The sequence below is a fragment of the Brevibacillus choshinensis genome (assembly GCF_001420695.1).
Taxonomy (GTDB): Bacteria; Bacillota; Bacilli; order Brevibacillales; family Brevibacillaceae; genus Brevibacillus; species Brevibacillus choshinensis.
In genome coordinates, this window is sequence record NZ_LJJB01000013.1 from 672,030 (window position 1) to 690,551 (window position 18,522).

Consider the following 18,522-nt stretch of genomic DNA (forward strand, 5'->3'; position numbering starts at 1 on the left):
TTGATACGTCAAAAAAAGGTGGGAATAATACGCGATGAGTATTCTCGTTAATAAAAATACAAAAGTCATTACACAAGGGATTACGGGTGCAACTGGTCTGTTCCACACTCGCGGAGCCGTTGAATACGGTACTCAAATGGTGGGCGGTGTAACACCTGGTAAAGGTGGCACTGAAGTTGACGGTATTCCAATTTTCAACACAGTAGCAGAAGCAGTAGCAAAAACTGGCGCAAATGCGTCCGTTATCTACGTAGCTCCTCCTTTTGCAGCTGACGCGATCATGGAAGCGGTAGACGCTGAACTGGATCTGGTTATCTGCATTACTGAGGGTATCCCAGTTCTGGACATGGTTAAAGTGAAACGCTACATGGAAGGTAAGAAAACCCTTCTCGTAGGTCCTAACTGCCCAGGCGTTATCACTCCAGGCGAGTGCAAAATCGGCATCATGCCTGGTTACATCCATACTCCAGGTAAAGTGGGTATCGTTTCCCGCTCCGGTACCTTGACGTATGAAGCAGTACACCAAACTTCTACTCGCGGCATTGGTCAATCCACTGCTGTTGGTATCGGTGGAGACCCTGTAAAAGGGATGGAATTCATCGATGTACTGAAAATGTTTAACGAAGACCCAGACACAGAAGCAGTTATCATGATTGGTGAAATCGGTGGTACTGCAGAAGAAGAAGCGGCTGAGTGGATCGCTGCGAACATGAAGAAGCCAGTGGTAGGCTTCATCGGCGGACAAACTGCGCCTCCAGGAAAACGCATGGGCCATGCTGGTGCGATCATTTCCGGTGGTAAAGGTACAGCTGCTGAAAAAATCGCTAAGCTCGAAGAGTGTGGTGTGCGCGTAGCGAAAACACCTGCTGTTATCGGCGAAACCCTTGTTGAAGTGCTGAAAGAACGCGGCATGCTCGACAAGGTTATGAGCAAATAAGATTGATCGTTAAAAGGCGGACAAGCATCGACTTGTCTGTCTTTTTCTTTTTGAACGACCCGCTGTCTTTGGATAAAATAGCACTCGAAACCGCTCGTTCTTTGGCGAAGATGGGGGAGTGCAAAAGATGGTAATGATTGATAGAGAGGAAAGAGACTGGCTGTATTTATTGTCAATAGTACCGGGGCTCGGCAGAAAGCGGATCAGGTCAATCTATGAGATGTATGGATCATTTGCAGAAGTGATAAGTGACTGGCCAACTATCGAAAAACAATGGAGAATTCCCCCTAAGGTCTCAGAGCAAGTTCGTGAACATATAAAGGAAGAAAAAGGGCGAATTCTTGTCGAGCAAAGAAATAGATCCGAAGTAAATTACCTCTGCTTCTTAGATGAAACATTTCCGGACAAACTTCGCCATATTCCAGATGCTCCTCTTACCCTTTACAGCAAGGGAGATCTAACGTTGTTGCACCAGCCAGCGATCGGAGTCGTAGGCTCACGCAGACCGACGCCTTATGGCCGAGCATGCTGTGCCCATCTGGTGAAAGAATTATCAAATCAAGGTTTGGTAATCATATCCGGCCTGGCACAAGGGATTGATGGTGAAGCGCATCGGGCAGCGTTACAAGCGGAAGGCAAGACTGTGGGGGTACTAGGGTGCGGAATTGATCAGATTTATCCCACGGGACATCGAGCACTGTACCGAAAAATTGAGTCTTTGGGCCTGCTTGTATCCGAATATCCGCACGGTACGTTGCCATTACCCGGGCTGTTTCCCGAGCGAAACAGGATTATTAGTGGGCTTTCTCTGGGTATTTTAGTGGTAGAAGGAGCGGAAAAAAGCGGATCATTAGTGACTGCTGATTGTGCGCTCGAACAAGGAAGGGACGTTTTTGCCGTTCCGGGCTCAATTTTTTCATCTGTGAGCACAGGTCCGCATAACTTGATCAAACAAGGAGCAAAGCTAGTAACATCGAGTAAAGATGTACTGGAGGAGTGGAGTCACCTTTTGCCGTCATTTACAGGGAATCATCCGGGTAGTGAGGCTGTTAAGCAGCTAAATGAGCAAGAAAAAGCTGTTTTAACAGCGCTGTCATACGAAGGGATCCATGTGGACGAATTGACAGTGCAGGTAAGTCCAGACTTGCAGATTGTGCTGCATCGGAGCCTTCTTCATTTGGAAGCAAAAGGGATGATTGTTAGCCTTCCTGGTGGGTACTTCGCTAGGAGATAAGGTACATTCTTGATTCCTCCGTCTCCCCTAAGTACTGCAAGTGTTTGACAAATCGGATAAGCATAATTAATAATAGGGAAGATTCCTTACTAAAAGGGGAGGAAAAAAATGGCTGACACGCTCGTAATCGTAGAATCCCCTGCGAAAGCGAAAACCATTGGAAAATATCTGGGTAGCAAATATATCGTCAAAGCTTCTATGGGTCATGTGCGCGATCTCCCAAAGAGCCAAACGGGTGTCGACGTTACACGTGGCTTTGAACCCAAATACATAACCATTCGCGGCAAAGGCGACGTTTTGAAGGCTCTAAAGGATGCCGCCAAAAAAGTAAAGAAAGTCTATCTGGCGGCCGACCCGGATCGCGAAGGGGAAGCAATTGCTTGGCACCTGGCACAATACTTGGGGCTGGATTTGAATCAGCCACTTCGAGTTGTCTTTAATGAAATTACGAAGGATGCCATCAAGGAAGCTTTCAAACACCCTCGACACATTAATATGGATTTGGTGAACGCCCAGCAGGCACGCCGCATTTTGGACAGATTGGTTGGTTACAATATCAGTCCGATTTTGTGGAAGAAAGTGCGCAAGGGCCTGAGTGCTGGTCGTGTACAATCCGTTACCGTAAAACTAATCATGGACCGCGAACGGGAAATTCAGCAGTTTATTCCGGAAGAGTACTGGACAATCGCGAGTAAGCTCATTAGCAATGGCAAAGAATTTGAAGCCAAGTTTTACGGCTATGGAGATGAAAAGATCGAACTCAAGTCGGAGGCTGACGTTCAGGAAGTTTACAAACGTATGACCGATCAGCCGTACCTCGTTCAAAAAGTGACGAAACGCGAGCGCAAGCGCAATCCGGCACCTCCGTTTATCACCAGTTCCTTGCAACAGGAAGCAGCGCGCAAGCTGAATTTCCGTACCGCCAAGACAATGAGGATCGCTCAGGAGCTCTATGAAGGGATTGACGTCGGCAACAAGGAAGGCGCCGTCGGTTTGATCACTTACATGCGTACTGATTCCACGCGTATTTCTACAACCGCACAAGGGGAAGCAAAAGAATACATACTGGAAAAGTTCGGATCTGAGTACATTTTGTCTGAACCGCGTACTCAAGCCAAAAACGAGAATGCTCAGGATGCTCATGAAGCGATCCGTCCTACAGCTGTTATGCGGACGCCTGATGAAATCAAAGAGTTCTTGTCACGTGATCAGCTTCGTCTCTATCGATTGATCTGGGAGCGTTTCCTCGCGAGTCAAATGTCTTCTGCCGTTTTGGACACGATGAGCGTCGACATCGCTGCAGGAGAAGTGACCTTCCGTGCGACAGGCTCCAAGGTAAAGTTTCCTGGCTTTATGAAGGTATATATTGAAGGAAATGATGACGGTACAGAGGAAGAGAGCTTCCTGCCCCCGATCGAAGAGGGGCAAACGCTCGAGCAAAAAGAGATCGAACCGGCACAGCACTTTACACAGCCGCCTCCGCGTTACTCCGAGGCACGTCTGGTAAAGACGCTGGAGGAAAGAGGGATCGGTCGTCCGTCTACATACGCCCCTACCCTGGAAACTGTGCAAAAACGAGGCTATGTCGCCCTCGAGGAGAAACGTTTTATTCCTACCGAATTGGGAGAAATCGTCATCACGCTGATGGAAGAATTCTTCCCTGAGATTCTGAATGTGGAATTTACCGCACATATGGAGAATGGTTTGGATAGCATCGAAGAAGGCATCGCAAATTGGGTGCAAGTCCTAGATGCGTTTTACGGTGACTTTGCCAAACGGCTAGCCTTTGCAGAAGAAGAAATGAAAGAAGTCGAGCTAAAAGATGAAGAATCCGATGAAACTTGTGAGCATTGCGGTCGTGTGATGGTTTACAAGCTGGGACGATTTGGTAAGTTTCTCGCATGCTCTGGCTTCCCGGATTGCCGTAACACCAAGCCGATTGTAAAAGAAACCGGAGTAAAATGCCCGCAATGTGAAACCGGAGAGATTATTGAACGTAAATCTAAGAAGAGCCGTATTTTTTATGGATGCAACCAGTATCCGGAATGTGATTTTGTTTCGTGGGACAAACCGATTGCCCGCCCTTGCCCGAAGTGTTCCAGCATGCTAGTGGAAAAGAAACGCAAGAAGCAAGGTGTGAGCGTTGTTTGCACCAAATGCGATTATCAGGAAGAAGCAGATTCCTGATGAGATTTTTAAAGCTTGGAGGATTATCATCATGACACAACCAACAATCACCGTAGTGGGCGCAGGGCTGGCAGGAAGTGAAGCAGCTTGGCAGATCGCCGAAGCAGGTGTTCCCGTGAGACTATACGAAATGAGACCAAAAACACAAACACCGGCGCATCATACCGACAAGTTTGCAGAACTCGTCTGCAGTAACTCCCTTCGTGCCAATACGCTGACGAATGCAGTCGGAGTATTAAAGGAAGAAATGCGTCGATTAGGTTCTGTCATTATTGATGCAGCGGACCGTTGCGCCGTACCTGCTGGTGGGGCGCTGGCCGTGGATCGGCATGAATTTGCTGATTACGTGACGGAAGCGGTGCGAAATCATCCGCTTGTGGAAGTGGTCTCAGAGGAAATCACAGAGATTCCGGAGGGGATTGTCGTAATCGCGACGGGTCCTCTGACTTCCCCGGCTTTATCTGAGCAGCTCAGAGGATTGACTGGTGAGGACTATCTCTACTTTTACGATGCGGCAGCACCGATCTTGGAAAAGGACTCCATCGATATGGAGAAAGTGTTTGTAGCCTCACGCTATGATAAAGGAGAGGCTGCATACCTGAATTGCCCCATGTCGGAAGAGGAATTTAATCGTTTCTACGATGAACTGATCGCTGCAGAAGCAGTTCCCCTAAAGGAATTTGAAAAAGAGATCTTTTTTGAAGGCTGCATGCCAATCGAAGTGATGGCAAAGCGTGGACGTCAGACCATGCTTTTCGGTCCGTTGAAGCCAGTAGGCCTAACCGACCCGAGAACAGGTAAAAAGCCTCATGCAGTAGTACAGCTGCGCCAGGACAATGGAGCTGCAACCCTCTACAACATCGTAGGCTTTCAGACGCATTTGAAGTGGCCTGAGCAAAAGCGTGTCTTTTCTTTGATCCCTGGTCTGGAAAATTGCGAGATCGTCCGTTACGGTGTCATGCACCGAAATACGTTTATCAACTCGCCTAAACTGCTGAAACCAACGTATCAATATAAAGAACGGGATACATTATTCTTCGCAGGTCAGATGACGGGAGTCGAAGGTTACGTTGAATCCGCAGCATCTGGATTGCTTGCAGGCATCAATGCAGCTCGCTTGGCCAAAGGGGAGGAACTGATGGTCCTTCCACCAGAGACGGTCATGGGAAGTATGGCGAGATACATCACAACAGCAGATTCGAAGCATTTTCAGCCAATGAATGCGAATTTCGGACTCGTTCCAGAGTTGCCCGAGCGTATTCGAAATAAGCGAGAAAAGAACGAAAAGCTTGCTGAGCGGGCGCTAGATACAATTCAGAATTTTACACAAGAACGACACAATTTACGTTGATATCCGAATTTCGACTGTGTTACTATATAGGTGCTTCGAGGAGGGTGCATCCCGTATGGACATTTCGCAACTGAACTCTGCGGAAATTGCGATGTTTACCCGATATTTGCAAGTTGAGAAAAACGCCTCTCCTCACACGGTGAAGCAGTATGTGGCAGATATCCGCGAATTTGTCGCTTTTATGGAACAGCACCAAATCACCGTATTTGCTGCTGTTTCTTATTTGCATGGTCGATCCTTTCTCGCGCATTTGGCGAAAAAAGGTCTCTCCAGGCGGAGTATTGCCCGTAAGCTTTCCAGTTTGCGAAGCCTGTATCGTTTTTTGTTGCGTGAAGGTCAATTGGAACAGAATCCATTCCAACTCGTTTCAACTCCGAAAATGGAGAAGAAACTTCCTACCTTTTTGTATCCACAAGAAGTTCAATCGTTTTTTGATCTGCCTGACATGTCCACTCCGCTTGGGGTGAGGGATCGGCTGATATTTGAACTGTTGTACGCTAGCGGCATACGTGTGACGGAATTGGTTACTCTCTCACTAGATTCAATCAATCCGAGCATGGGCGTCGCGCTCGTTTATGGAAAAGGGGCAAAAGAGCGCTATGTGCCGGTAGGAAGTTATGCCTGCGACGTTCTTAGGCAATACCTAGAGTATGGAAGACAAAAACTGCTGGCTGGTAACGAGGAGCATGGATATCTACTAGTCAATTACCGTGGTGAGCCGTTGTCTGATCGAAGCGTTCGTCGCGTCGTAGACAAATACGTCGAAACCCACGCCCTCCATCTACATGTCTCACCGCATACGTTTCGTCACACATTTGCTACCCACATGCTGAATGGAGGCGCTGACCTCCGCACGGTTCAGGAATTGCTGGGGCATGTAAATGTATCAACGACGCAGGTATACACACATGTGACTAAAGAGAGGCTTCGCCATGTTTACGACACCGCTCATCCGCGTGCTACATCGCGCGATACCGGTTCCGCCAATCGTACCTAAAACGGGAGGAATCAGTCATGGAACAGTTTCATGCCACAACGATTTTTGCCATTCAACATAATGGATCCGTAGCGATGGCCGGAGATGGTCAAGTCACATTTGGCAACAGCATGGTCATGAAGCGCGGTGCAAAAAAAGTGAGACGACTCTATCGTGGAGAAGTCTTGGCTGGCTTCGCTGGATCAGTGGCAGACGCCATTACGCTTTTCGAGAAATTCGAGGGTAAGCTGGAGGAGTATCACGGCAATCTGCAAAGGGCTGCTGTAGAGCTGGCAAAAGAATGGCGAATGGATAAAGTATTACATCGTCTCGAAGCAATGATGATTGTACTGAATAAAGACCATTTACTGCTCATATCTGGAAACGGTGAAATTATTGAACCAGATGATGGGATATTGGCGATCGGTTCCGGAGGCAGCTTTGCATTGTCGGCTGGACGGGCACTGAAAAAGTATGCTCCCCATCTCAGCGCAAGAGAAATTGCAGAAGCATCTCTTCTCACCGCTGCAGAAATTTGCGTTTTCACGAACAACAATCTTGTTGTGGATGAATTGAATTGAGCATAAGGGAGGACGTTTACGTGCTGAATCTTGAGCAATTAACCCCGCGTAAGATCGTTGAGCATTTGGACAAATACATCGTCGGGCAAGCACAAGCCAAGAAAGCAATTGCCGTGGCCTTGCGTAACCGTTATCGCCGTAGCCGCTTGCCGGAACAAATCATTGATGAAGTCGTACCAAAAAATATTTTGATGATCGGACCTACAGGTGTTGGTAAGACGGAAATTGCGCGTCGAATCGCCAAACTGACGGGTGCTCCTTTTATCAAAGTAGAGGCAACTAAATTTACTGAAGTGGGTTACGTGGGCAGAGACGTAGAATCCATGGTTCGAGATTTGGTTGAGGCCTCCATTCGTACCGTGAAGCAAGAAAAGATGGAATCAGTAAAGGAAAAAGCGGAAAAGCTTGCAAATGAAGCCATCGTCAATGTGCTCGTTCCTTCACGCAAACCGCAGAACTCATTTAAAAATCCCCTGGAGATGCTCTTTGGAGGACAGCAGCAACAGCAGTCCTCTACACCGGATCCGGAAGATGCTTCTGTCGAACAGCAACGTAGACAGATCGCATGGCAGCTGGCAAATGGCCAACTGGAAGAGCAAATGATCGAGATCGATGTGGAGGATCAATCTCCAACGATGTTTGACATGTTCCAGGTTCCGGGTACAGAACAAATGGGGATGCAAATGCAGGATATGTTAGGTAGCCTGATGCCAAAGCGGACGAAGAAACGAAAATTGCGAATAAAAGATGCGCGAAAGGTATTAATTCAACAAGAAGCGCAAAAACTGGTGGATATGGATGAAGTCACGCAGGAGTCGGTTCGCCGGGCAGAGAATCACGGAATTATCTTCATCGACGAAATCGACAAGATTGCGGGGAAGGATGGCCGTGGTCCAGATGTTTCCCGAGAAGGGGTACAGCGTGATATCTTGCCAATCGTGGAAGGTTCAACGATCATGACCAAATACGGTCCGGTAAAAACGGATTACGTTTTGTTCATTGCAGCGGGTGCTTTTCACATGGCAAAACCATCTGATCTGATCCCAGAGCTGCAAGGACGCTTTCCCATCCGGGTAGAGCTGACCAGTCTTCGTGTAGAAGAATTTGTGCGGATATTGACAGAGCCTAAGAACGCCCTGTTGAAGCAGTACATTGCGCTCTTGGAAACAGAAGGCGTGCATGTTGAATTTACACCAGAAGCGATCCAGGAGATTGCCAGTTTGGCAGCGGAGGTAAACCAAAGTACCGATAACATCGGTGCCAGACGTTTGCACACGATTTTGGAGAAGCTGTTGGAGGACTTGTCCTTTGAAGCACCAGAAATCCACCTGGAAGTTGTACAAATCACCCCTGATTACGTCCGGCAAAAACTGGGCAATATCGTAGGGAATAAGGATTTAAGCCAATATATCCTGTAAAGAATCGGATAGCATCACCTATACATTGGGAGGAAATACAGATGGATCTACTGTCAAAAACAAGAAGAATTAACCGCATGTTGCAAAAATCAGCAGGGCATGCCGTCAATTTTAATGAAATGGCACAAGTATTGAGCGATGTCATCGAAGCCAATACATTTGTTGTGAGCCGTAAAGGTAAATTGCTCGGTTTTGCTATTCATCAGGAAATGGATAACGCGCGTATCCGCAAGATGCTAGAAGATCGCCGCTTTCCAGAAGACTACAGCCAAGGCTTGCTGAAAGTGGAAGAAACTTCTGCGAACCTGGATGTAGAAAGCCCATACACCATTTTCCCTGTGGAAATGAAAGAAGTATTCCGCACTGGTTGGACTACACTCGTTCCGATCATGGGTGGAGGAGATCGATTGGGTACACTCATTCTCGGCCGTATTAATGATCAGTTCGTCGATGATGACTTGATCCTTGCAGAAGTAGGGGCAACGGTTGTAGGAATGGAAATCTTGCGTGAGCGTTCCGAAGCGATTGAAGAAGAAGCTCGCAGCAAAGCGGTCGTTCAAATGGCGATTGGCTCCCTGTCTTATAGCGAGTTGGAAGCAGTAGAACACATCTTCGAAGAGCTCGAAGGCAAAGAAGGCTTGCTCGTCGCTTCCAAAATTGCAGACCGTGTAGGTATTACACGCTCTGTGATTGTAAACGCTCTTCGCAAGCTTGAAAGTGCTGGTGTGATCGAATCTCGATCCCTTGGCATGAAGGGTACTTTCATTAAAGTATTGAATGAAAAGCTGTTGCCAGAGCTAGAGAAATTGAAAACCTCTTAAACTCGAATGGCTCAAAAGTTATAGTTTGTTAAACAAGAGGTGCAGCACAACTCCGTGCTGCACCTTTTGTCGTGGTACAAAATACCTAAACCCAACAAGATCCGACAGAATCTTAGGATTACTGGATGCGTAAATATTGACGTATTTTCTTTCTAATATATGGGATTTTCCCATTTGCAATTGTAAAATGCAGTAAATAATCAGGAAGGATAAGGGATTTAGTGCCATTGAATCATTTTGAAAATCGTCATGAAAAGGGGCTTTTTTCGCTATAGCAGTTTTGCTATGATTGTAACGTATCTCAGATGTCGAATATGGAAGAATTATAGCGCATTAGCGAAAATGAGATGGAAACTAATGGGGGAGAAGAACCGATGCTGGGAAGCTATCATACGCAGATCCTCGAGCGATCGATGGACGCTGCAAACCTTCGACACAAAACGATCACGAACAACCTGGCCAACATAGACACCCCACAATTTAAGAGCCAGCAAGTCGTTTTCGAAGAGTACCTGCAACAGGAAATATCTGGTTTGCATGGACAGCAAAAGCTGGAAGCGTACCGCACGAGCGACAGACACATTCCTTTTGCAAATGCGGGAGGATTCGCAATGCCACAAATCGTTTCCAATCCAAACAACTTTGTACAAAACAATGGGAACGATGTCGATTTGGAATCAGAAGAAACCGAGTTGGCAAAAAACCAAATTTGGTATAGCGGTCTTACGCAGCTAACAGCAGGGTCTTACCAAAAAATTCGAAGCGTTATTGACGGTGGAGGGAAATAGGGAATGAGTCTATTTCAAGGAATCAACACAAGTGCTTCGGCGCTGACAGCTAATCGGCTGCGTCTGGATACGATCGCTTCCAACATTGCAAACGCAGAGACAACAAGAGCTAACTTCGCAAATGGCGTATGGCAACCATACAAGCGAAAAATGGTAGAGCTTTCCCCAAAATCCAGTGAGTCGTTTGATAATCTACTGCAAGCGGCCGTTGGAAACATTTCAGGGAAAAACGGAGACCAGGGTGTCAGAGTCACTTCGATCAAGGAAGATGAGACTCCATTCAAACGGGTATTTGATCCGAGTCATCCGGACGCTGATAAAGACGGCTACGTGCTGATGCCAAATGTGGACATGATGAAAGAAATGGTGGATATGATATCTGCCTCAAGATCTTACGAGGCGAATATCACAGCATTGAATGCTTCGAAAAACATGATGATGAAGGCTTTGGAAATCAGGTAGAGAGGATGAAGGTAATCGATGGAGATTAACACGATTTCTCAAGTCAGCCCCATTCAGACTTCAGGCGTTGCCAAAACGCAGACTCCAGCTCAGGTAACGAAAGAGTTTGGTTCCTTTCTCAGTGATGCGATCAATCAAGTCAATCAAGCACAAGTTGAGTCTGCAATGTTGGGAGATATGTTTGCAGCAGGAAAAATTGACAGCATTGATCAAGTGATGGTTGCCGGTGTAAAAGCTACGAACATGTTGCAGATGACCTTACAGGTACGTAACAAGGTGATCGAGTCTTATCAAGAAATCATGCGTATGTCGATATGATTTGTTGTTGGTATCCTGTGAGAGGTGAATCATGAACGAACGTATAGCAGTATTCAGAGAACAGCTTGCGTCAAAATGGAACCAGTTTTCCAAGAAACAAAAATGGATGATCGCAGGAATATCCGTGTTTCTGCTCATCTCACTCGGACTATACATATACATTGCATCTCAGCCGGTGTACACACCACTTTACAATCAAAGACTGAGTGAACAAGAAATCGGAACGATCAAACAAGAGCTGGAGAGCTCAAAAATTCCTTATCGAATTACAGGAAATGGGACAGGCATTGAAGTTCCAGAAAAAATGGCACAGGATGTCATTGTTGATTTGGCAGCTCAGGGAATACCTAGCGAGGCGGGAATTAACTCGGAGATCTTTTCCAATACATTGGGTGTGACGGATCGTCAATTCGATGTGATGAAGAAGGAAGCCTTGCAGCAGGAATTGCGCAAGATGCTGGAGCGAGTGAAAGGCGTACGCAGTGCCCAGGTCATGATTACGTTACCGGAAGAAAGTGTGTGGGTAACAGAAACGCCAGATACTGCAACTGCTTCTGTGATTGTTGATGTAGAACCGGGAACGACATTGGATCAAAAGCAAATCAACTCTCTTTACCTGCTTGTGTCCCGAAGTGTTCCAAAACTTCCTATGGAAGCGATCGCGATCACAGACCAATATTCGAATCCATTGGAACGTGCGGCAGCGAATGAAAATGAAGGAACACTAAGTGGCTTTAAGCAACAAGAGGAGATCAAAGCAGAAGTAGAAAAGAAAATTCAACAAAACCTGTATAATCTGCTCGGTACCATCATGGGTAGAGACAAAGTGATCGTCCATACGTTTATCAAGATGAACTTTGATAAGGAAAATCGCGTGGAAAATCTCGTGGAAGCTCCGGACAAAGAAAATAACGAAGGACTTATTATCTCATCTCAAAAATTATCAAAAACGTTTTCTGGTCAAGGTGCTCCTCCAGGGGGAATTGCTGGAACGGGAGCTAGTGCAGTTCCAAGTTATCCTGCGAGCACACCAGCGGGCAGCAACAGTGATTACGAAGAGCTGAATGATACGATCAACCGTGAAGTAAATCGAATTACTCGTAATGTAACGATGAGTCCGTATAAAATCGAGGATGTTACGATCAACGTTGGGGTAGAGCCTCCTGCAGGTGGCACATTGGATGATGCGACTGTTGAGAGCATCAAACAAGTGCTGCGAAATGTTGTTCGTGTGACTTTGAGCAATCAAGGTGTTGATTTGACACAGGAAGAACTGGACAAGCATATTTCTGTCCTGCCTCGTCCATTCTCAGGAAAAGTAGCAGTAGAAGACTCCAATTCTCTTAGCCCCGCCGTTCTTTGGACAGTTGGTGGTATTGCTGTACTGGCACTCGCGGCTGTTGCATTCCTCGTACTGCGCAGACGTAAGCAGGCGAAACAGCAACAAGAAGAAGAAGATGCGGATTTGCTGTCACCTTCACAACCGTTGGAAATCCCAGATCTTATATATCAAGAAGATGGGGATCAGGTCGTGGTCAGGAAGCAGTTGGAAAAATTGGCGCGAAGCAAGCCAGATGAATTTGTTGTACTGCTTCGTACTTGGCTAGCAGAAGACTAAGGAGTGAAAGGGTATGGCTCGCGGCGCTAAAGAGTTGACTGGACGACAGAAGGCGGCTATCCTTCTCATCTCACTCGGGCCGGAAATCTCCGCCCAGGTGTTTAAGCACTTGCGTGAAGATGAGATCGAGCAACTGACATTGGAGATTGCCAATGTCCGTAAAGTCGATACCGATGAAAAAGATAAAATTTTAGCAGAATTTCATCAAATAGCAGTAGCCAAAGAAGTAATTGCCCAAGGCGGTATTACATACGCAAAAGAAATTCTACAGAAGGCATTGGGCGAGACGAAAGCGATGGATATCATTAATCGTCTTACCGCCAATTTGCAAGTTCGACCGTTTGATTTTGCTAGAAAAGCAGATCCTGGTCAGATCCTCAACTTTATCCAGAATGAGCATCCACAAACGATTGCGTTGGTCTTGTCTTATTTGGAAGCCCAGCAAGCTGCTATGATCTTGTCAGCTTTACCACAAGAACGCCAAGCAGAAGTGGCAAAACGGATCGCGATGATGGATAGTACTTCTCCGGAAGTCATTGCACAGGTCGAACAAGTCTTGGAGCAAAAGCTTTCTGCCACTGTTACACAGGATTACACGCAAGCAGGTGGTATCGAAGCAATTGTCGCGGTACTCAATGGTGTCGATCGAGGAACCGAGCGCACGATCCTGGATTCCTTGGAAATTCAAGATCCAGAGCTGGCAGAAGAAATCAAGAAGCGCATGTTCGTTTTCGAAGACATTGCTACCTTGGACAATCGTTCGATCCAGCGTGTCATCCGGGATGTGGAGAACGCAGACCTTCAGCTTTCTCTCAAAGTGGCCAGCGAAGAAGTGCGTGAAGTTATTTTCCGCAATATGTCCAAACGGATGGCCGACACTTTCAAAGAAGAAATGGAATTTATGGGGCCGGTTCGACTTCGCGACGTCGAAGAAGCTCAATCCCGTATCGTTGCCATTATCCGTCGCTTAGAGGAAGCCGGTGAGATCATCATCGCTCGCGGTGGAGGAGATGATATCATTGTCTAGGATCATCAAGGCCTCGTATTATCAGCCTTCAGACGATTCTGTGCTCCTTGCGGTAACGCCTGCACCACTAAAGACGGAAGCAGATCCAGAAAGGTTGCAAGAAAATCAAAAAATTTTAAATCAAGCCGAAGAAGAAGCGCAAATCATCATACAGGACGCGGAAGAAACGGCTCAAAAAATATTGCAGCAGGCAGTGGAACAAGCGGAGCAATTGAAGCAGGACGCGATGATGGAAATGGAACAGTGGTGGGAGCAAAAGCGAATGGATGCGGCCGCTCTGTTCCAGGAAGTTCATGAACAAGCAGGACGTGAAGGTCACGATTCCGGTTATGAAGCAGGCAAGCAACAAGCGTACGAGGAAGAGACGAGCGCAGTCGAACAAGCTAGAAAGCTTCTCGAAAATGCGTTTGCTGAGAAAAAACAAATCGTGGCTGAAGCCGAGCCGTTTTTGGTGGAATTAAGTATCGAGATTGCCAAAAAAGTCATAAACGCAGAGTTGCACCACTCATCTGAACAAGTAATGGAAATCGTGAAGAAAGTGATGCGTCGCTCACGTGTACACGGACATATAACCGTTTGCGTCAATCACAAGTACTTCGACTATGTGCAAGAGCACCGAGCACAATTACTAGAATTGCTCGATGGACAAGCGGAGTTATCAATTTACCCGGATTATACCGTTCAAGATGGCGGATGCGTGATTCGCACACCGTTGGGTAGTGTGGATGCCCGGATCGATACGCAGATGACGGAGATCAAGCAGGCGTTGCTCGAGATTGCACGAGGAAGTGAAGCCCCATGAGTATTCTCGATCTTTCTAAATACAAACACGCATTAATGGGGATGGATCCGATGCGGGTAAACGGAAAGGTGACTCAAGTAGTTGGACTCACGATTGAATCTCAAGGGCCGGAAGTGAAGCTCGGCGAGATCTGTCACCTGTTTCCGAGCAATAGCCAGGAGCCTATCATTGCGGAAGTCGTTGGGTTTCGTGAAAACAAGGTTCTCCTGATGCCGCTTGGTGAATTGACGGCGATCGGTCCCGGCTGTGATGTCGTCGCGACTGGCCGATCATTGGAAGTTAAAGTAGGTCCTGAAATACTCGGTTCCGTTTTGGATGGTCTAGGTCGTCCATTCCAAGGAACTTTACCGTTTGGGCTCTCCTCTTATCCGACCAATAATATGCCGCCGAACCCGATTCTTCGTCCTCGCATTAAAGAAGCACTCAGTGTCGGTGTCCGAGCGATTGACGGACTGCTTACGATCGGTAAAGGACAACGCGTCGGGATCTTTGCAGGTTCTGGTGTGGGGAAGAGTACGCTGATGGGGATGATTGCCCGTAATACTACAGCGGACATCAATGTTATCGGACTGATCGGTGAGCGTGGACGCGAGGTTATGGAGTTTATTGAACGGGATCTAGGGGAAGAAGGACTGAAGAAATCAGTTGTCGTGGTAGCTACATCTGATCAACCTGCGATGATCCGAATCAAGGGAGCCATGATCGCCACATCAATCGCTGAATATTTCAGAGATCGTGGTATGAACGTGATGCTCATGATGGACTCTGTGACCCGATTTGCCATGGCACAGCGGGAAGTAGGACTTGCAATTGGTGAGCCTCCTGCGACGCGAGGTTATACGCCTTCGGTTTTTGCCTTGTTGCCCAAGCTGATGGAAAGAGCTGGAACAGCCGATCGAGGCAGTATCACTGCTTTCTATACCGTGCTTGTTGACTCAGATGACATGAATGATCCGATTGCCGATGCTGTTCGCGGAATTTTAGATGGTCACATTGTATTGGACCGGAAAATTGCGCACAAAGGTCAATTCCCTGCGATTGATGTTCTTGCCAGTGTCAGCCGGGTCATGACTGAGATTGTCACTGACAATCATATAGAAGCAGCCCGGCAGTTAAAAAGACATATGGCGACTTATCGTGATGCAGAAGATCTCATTAATATCGGGGCGTACAAGCCTGGCACGAATCGAGAAATTGATGCCGCCATACGTTATCGGGATGTCATCCGCGATTTTACCGGACAGGGTACACATGAGCCTTCTACTTTACAGAGTGCGATAAAAGCGTTGACCGCTAATTTCGGAGGAGTGAACTAACGTGGCTGTGTTTCAGTTTCATCTCCAAAAGGTTCTGGATCTGAAGGAAAAAGAGAAGGAACAGGCGGAGTGGGCATTCGGCAAATCAGTCCAGCGGAAGAACGAAGAGGAATGGAAGCTGTATCGCCTGCATGAGCACCATGACGAAATGTCTCTGCTTCTACAGGATGCGCAGACACAAACGTGCAGTGCTGCTCAGCTCATCCAGATTACCCAGTACAAACAATCCGTAGAGCGTTCGATTAAAAGCCAAAAGCGGACGTTACATGGTTGCGAACAAGACGTGGAGCGCTGTCAGTCTCGATTGACGGAGAGAATGAAAGAGTCCCAGCTATGGCAGCGTCTACGGGAGCGGTCCCACACTCAATTCATGGACATGGAAAAAGTGCGGGAACAAAAAGAGTTGGACGAGATTGGCACCCAGCTCTATCTTCGTCGAAGCAACTGAGGGAGGTTCCAGATGGAAGAAATCCAAGAAGAACGGGAGTACGGCAGGTGGGAATGGTTTTTTTACATGATCGTGATTCCTGCACTGTTTGCCAGCCTCCTTGGCGGTGTGCTCCTCAGTTTGCTGGGGGTCAACGTGCTGGGGAATGTTCTCCATTGGGCCAAATCCGTACCGTACGTGGAAAAGCTTGTCCCGGACGAATATGCAGCGGCTCCCGGCTCTGATCCAAAAGAAGAGTTAAACAAACAAGTAACGAGTCTGCAAACAGATCATGTGAAAAGTCAGCAAGCTCTTTCTTCATTAAAGGTAGAAACGGCAAAGAAAGACTCCACGATCCAGGCACTGGAAAAACAAGTGCAGGATCTCCAAAAGATGATGGAAGACAAGCGAGCCACAGAAGAGGAACGCCAGCAGCAGTTTACAGACTTGGCCAAGGTATACACGACCATGTCTGCGAAAAATGCAGCAGCGATTATTGAAAATCTCAGCTTGGACGAGTCTGTTACCGTCATGACCAAAATGAAGCCTAATCAGCGTGCAGACATTTTGGCAAAAATGGATCCGAAAAAAGCGGCTGACATTTCGATCATGTTAAAAGATTCAGTAGTCAACAAAGATGATGACATCGCTGCTTTGCAAGAGAGAGTGCAAGTTTTGACCAAAGCACTGAGTGAGACGAGAAATAACACAGCAAGCAACAGCAATACAAAGGAATCATTGGTTAATTCATTCGCGCAAATGCCAGCAGCTGATTCTGCCGCAGTGATCCGGTCCTTGATGCAAACAAACAAGGCAAGGGCCATCTCGATTTTGTCTGACATGCCTGATGACAAGCGGGCACAAACTCTCGCAGCGATTGCACAGGAAGATAAGAAGAAAGATGACAACCTGGCAGCGCGCATTACCGAGGAGTTGCTTCGATAAAAGACAGTGAAAACTGATCGGCTATCGTTTTTATAGCAACAAACCAAGATAAGGGAGGTGAATGAGATGAATGTAGCAAATGTGGCAACACCAGTTGGAGCATCCGGAACCGTTACGGCGACACCGGGAAGCTCATCAGGGAGTGGTAGCGCTGGGATTGGTGATTTGTTCTCCATGCAGCTGGTTCAGGCCTTGCAAAATGTGCCTACAGCTGATGAACTGGCTATCGCCCCTGAAGGGCTGAATGAAGAGGACATGGACGCCTTGCAAGAATTGATGGCACTACTCGCGCAAATGCTCGGGTCAGGTCAACAAGTACCGGAAGAGGTGGCTCCCAAGCTGGAAGAGAAAGCAGGAGCGATCGAGCAGCTCCTTCAGAAGGCACAAGGCCAATTTCCTCAAATCTCGGAAGACTGGAAGCAACTTTTGTCTAAGCTGAACGAAGGCGAACCAGCTTCTGATGAAATGAAAAAACTGGCTGAACTTCTCGAAGCTTTGAAAGCCCAAAAGGGCGAGCAGGAAACAGGAAAGAAAGGTCCCACCTTAAACCGTTCTGACCTCATTGGTAATGGAAACAACTTGCAGCAGGAAGCCAACAAGAGCATTCAACCGCTGCGCTTTAACCAAGGGCTTTCCGCATACAAGGCAGAAGCAGGCATTCCATCTCAACCCGTACAACCAGCAATGCAAGACTCAGGCTTGTTGAATCAGGATAGCAAGGAGGATGGTGGTCTGCCGTTTGGAAATGCACAAGGTCAAGTAAGTGCTACGAACCAGTTGCAGACGAACCAGCCATTCCAGCAATCATCCGTACAGACTCATCAAGTGCATGCCAATCAGCTGACTCAGCAGGTAACCCAGATATTTGTGAAACAGATGAAGCTGACGCAACTGAATGGGGTACACGAAGCCAAGCTCATCTTGAATCCGCAGTCTTTGGGGCAAGTCGATGTGACCATTACGTCGCAAAATGGCGTGATTACGGCACACTTCTCAGCGGAAACACAGGCAGGCAAGGATATGTTGGACAACCAGCTGCCGCAGCTGCGAGCGGCTTTGACCCAACAAGGCTTACAGGTAGATCGTCTGGAAGTCAATCAGCAGCAGGAGACGGCGTTTGGTTTCCAACAACAACGAGAACAGGCTAGACAACAGCAGGATAACAATCGCAAGCAAGACCAGCAGGAAGAGCAGGATTTCGCTCTGGAAGCACTAGTAGACAACAATGAATCGACAGAATCGTTATGGAATCGCCTGTGGGAAACCGCACAAGGCATCGACGATATCGTCTAGGAATGGAATAAAGGAGGAAGC

At 47.3% G+C, this 18,522-nt stretch carries 18 protein-coding genes; all 18 read left to right on the forward strand.

Features of this window, described 5'->3' with window-relative positions; genetic code table 11:
- Positions 1 to 34 precede the first annotated feature (34 nt).
- The 18 genes from sucD (at position 35) to AN963_RS23545 (ending at position 18,501) form a co-directional block, all read left to right on the forward strand.
- Positions 35 to 937 carry a succinate--CoA ligase subunit alpha gene (sucD, locus tag AN963_RS23460; RefSeq protein ID WP_055746960.1) on the forward strand — a complete coding sequence of 301 codons (903 nt, stop codon included), beginning with the start codon at positions 35 to 37 and terminating at the stop codon, positions 935 to 937.
- A gap of 220 nt (positions 938 to 1,157) precedes the next feature.
- On the forward strand, positions 1,158 to 2,171 hold the full coding sequence (dprA, locus tag AN963_RS23465; protein WP_236708125.1) for a DNA-processing protein DprA: 1,014 nt from the start codon (positions 1,158 to 1,160) through the stop codon (positions 2,169 to 2,171).
- Positions 2,172 to 2,279: 108 nt separating this feature from the next.
- Complete coding sequence (gene topA, locus AN963_RS23470; RefSeq protein ID WP_055746962.1) at positions 2,280 to 4,358, forward strand: type I DNA topoisomerase; 2,079 nt, start codon at positions 2,280 to 2,282, stop codon at positions 4,356 to 4,358.
- Positions 4,359 to 4,389: 31 nt separating this feature from the next.
- Positions 4,390 to 5,709, forward strand: a complete 1,320-nt coding sequence (trmFO, locus tag AN963_RS23475) for an FADH(2)-oxidizing methylenetetrahydrofolate--tRNA-(uracil(54)-C(5))-methyltransferase TrmFO (protein ID WP_055746963.1) — start codon at positions 4,390 to 4,392, stop codon at positions 5,707 to 5,709.
- A gap of 55 nt (positions 5,710 to 5,764) precedes the next feature.
- Positions 5,765 to 6,706, forward strand: coding sequence for a tyrosine recombinase XerC (gene xerC / locus AN963_RS23480; protein WP_055746964.1), 942 nt, complete (start codon positions 5,765 to 5,767; stop codon positions 6,704 to 6,706).
- Positions 6,707 to 6,723: 17 nt separating this feature from the next.
- Positions 6,724 to 7,266 carry an ATP-dependent protease subunit HslV gene (gene hslV / locus AN963_RS23485; RefSeq protein ID WP_055746965.1) on the forward strand — a complete coding sequence of 181 codons (543 nt, stop codon included), beginning with the start codon at positions 6,724 to 6,726 and terminating at the stop codon, positions 7,264 to 7,266.
- Between the two features lie 20 nt (positions 7,267 to 7,286).
- Positions 7,287 to 8,684 carry an ATP-dependent protease ATPase subunit HslU gene (gene hslU / locus AN963_RS23490; protein ID WP_330218854.1) on the forward strand — a complete coding sequence of 466 codons (1,398 nt, stop codon included), beginning with the start codon at positions 7,287 to 7,289 and terminating at the stop codon, positions 8,682 to 8,684.
- 41 nt (positions 8,685 to 8,725) lie between these two features.
- Entirely contained in the window at positions 8,726 to 9,505 is a 780-nt protein-coding gene (gene codY / locus AN963_RS23495) for a GTP-sensing pleiotropic transcriptional regulator CodY (protein ID WP_055746967.1), read from the forward strand.
- A gap of 374 nt (positions 9,506 to 9,879) precedes the next feature.
- Positions 9,880 to 10,293 (forward strand): flagellar basal body rod protein FlgB, encoded by a 414-nt coding sequence (flgB, locus tag AN963_RS23500; RefSeq protein WP_055746968.1) that lies wholly within the window; start codon positions 9,880 to 9,882, stop codon positions 10,291 to 10,293.
- 3 nt (positions 10,294 to 10,296) lie between these two features.
- Positions 10,297 to 10,755 (forward strand): flagellar basal body rod protein FlgC, encoded by a 459-nt coding sequence (gene flgC / locus AN963_RS23505; protein ID WP_055746969.1) that lies wholly within the window; start codon positions 10,297 to 10,299, stop codon positions 10,753 to 10,755.
- 18 nt (positions 10,756 to 10,773) lie between these two features.
- Complete coding sequence (fliE, locus tag AN963_RS23510; RefSeq protein ID WP_055746970.1) at positions 10,774 to 11,073, forward strand: flagellar hook-basal body complex protein FliE; 300 nt, start codon at positions 10,774 to 10,776, stop codon at positions 11,071 to 11,073.
- Positions 11,074 to 11,104: 31 nt separating this feature from the next.
- Positions 11,105 to 12,691, forward strand: coding sequence for a flagellar basal-body MS-ring/collar protein FliF (gene fliF / locus AN963_RS23515; protein ID WP_055746971.1), 1,587 nt, complete (start codon positions 11,105 to 11,107; stop codon positions 12,689 to 12,691).
- A 13-nt stretch (positions 12,692 to 12,704) separates the two neighbouring features.
- Positions 12,705 to 13,718 (forward strand): flagellar motor switch protein FliG, encoded by a 1,014-nt coding sequence (fliG, locus tag AN963_RS23520; RefSeq protein WP_055746972.1) that lies wholly within the window; start codon positions 12,705 to 12,707, stop codon positions 13,716 to 13,718.
- Positions 13,702 to 14,520, forward strand: coding sequence for a flagellar assembly protein FliH (gene fliH, locus AN963_RS23525; RefSeq protein ID WP_055746973.1), 819 nt, complete (start codon positions 13,702 to 13,704; stop codon positions 14,518 to 14,520). Before fliG ends, fliH begins: the two co-directional genes overlap by 17 nt.
- A complete protein-coding gene (gene fliI, locus AN963_RS23530) occupies positions 14,517 to 15,836 on the forward strand; it encodes a flagellar protein export ATPase FliI (protein ID WP_055746974.1) in 1,320 nt (439 codons plus the stop codon). The genes fliH and fliI overlap by 4 nt, the downstream gene beginning before the upstream one ends.
- 1 nt (position 15,837) lies before the next feature.
- Positions 15,838 to 16,284 carry a flagellar export protein FliJ gene (gene fliJ, locus AN963_RS23535; protein ID WP_055746975.1) on the forward strand — a complete coding sequence of 149 codons (447 nt, stop codon included), beginning with the start codon at positions 15,838 to 15,840 and terminating at the stop codon, positions 16,282 to 16,284.
- A 12-nt stretch (positions 16,285 to 16,296) separates the two neighbouring features.
- Positions 16,297 to 17,208 carry a MotE family protein gene (locus AN963_RS23540; protein ID WP_055746976.1) on the forward strand — a complete coding sequence of 304 codons (912 nt, stop codon included), beginning with the start codon at positions 16,297 to 16,299 and terminating at the stop codon, positions 17,206 to 17,208.
- 66 nt (positions 17,209 to 17,274) lie between these two features.
- Positions 17,275 to 18,501 (forward strand): flagellar hook-length control protein FliK, encoded by a 1,227-nt coding sequence (locus tag AN963_RS23545; RefSeq protein ID WP_055746977.1) that lies wholly within the window; start codon positions 17,275 to 17,277, stop codon positions 18,499 to 18,501.
- Positions 18,502 to 18,522 lie beyond the last annotated feature (21 nt).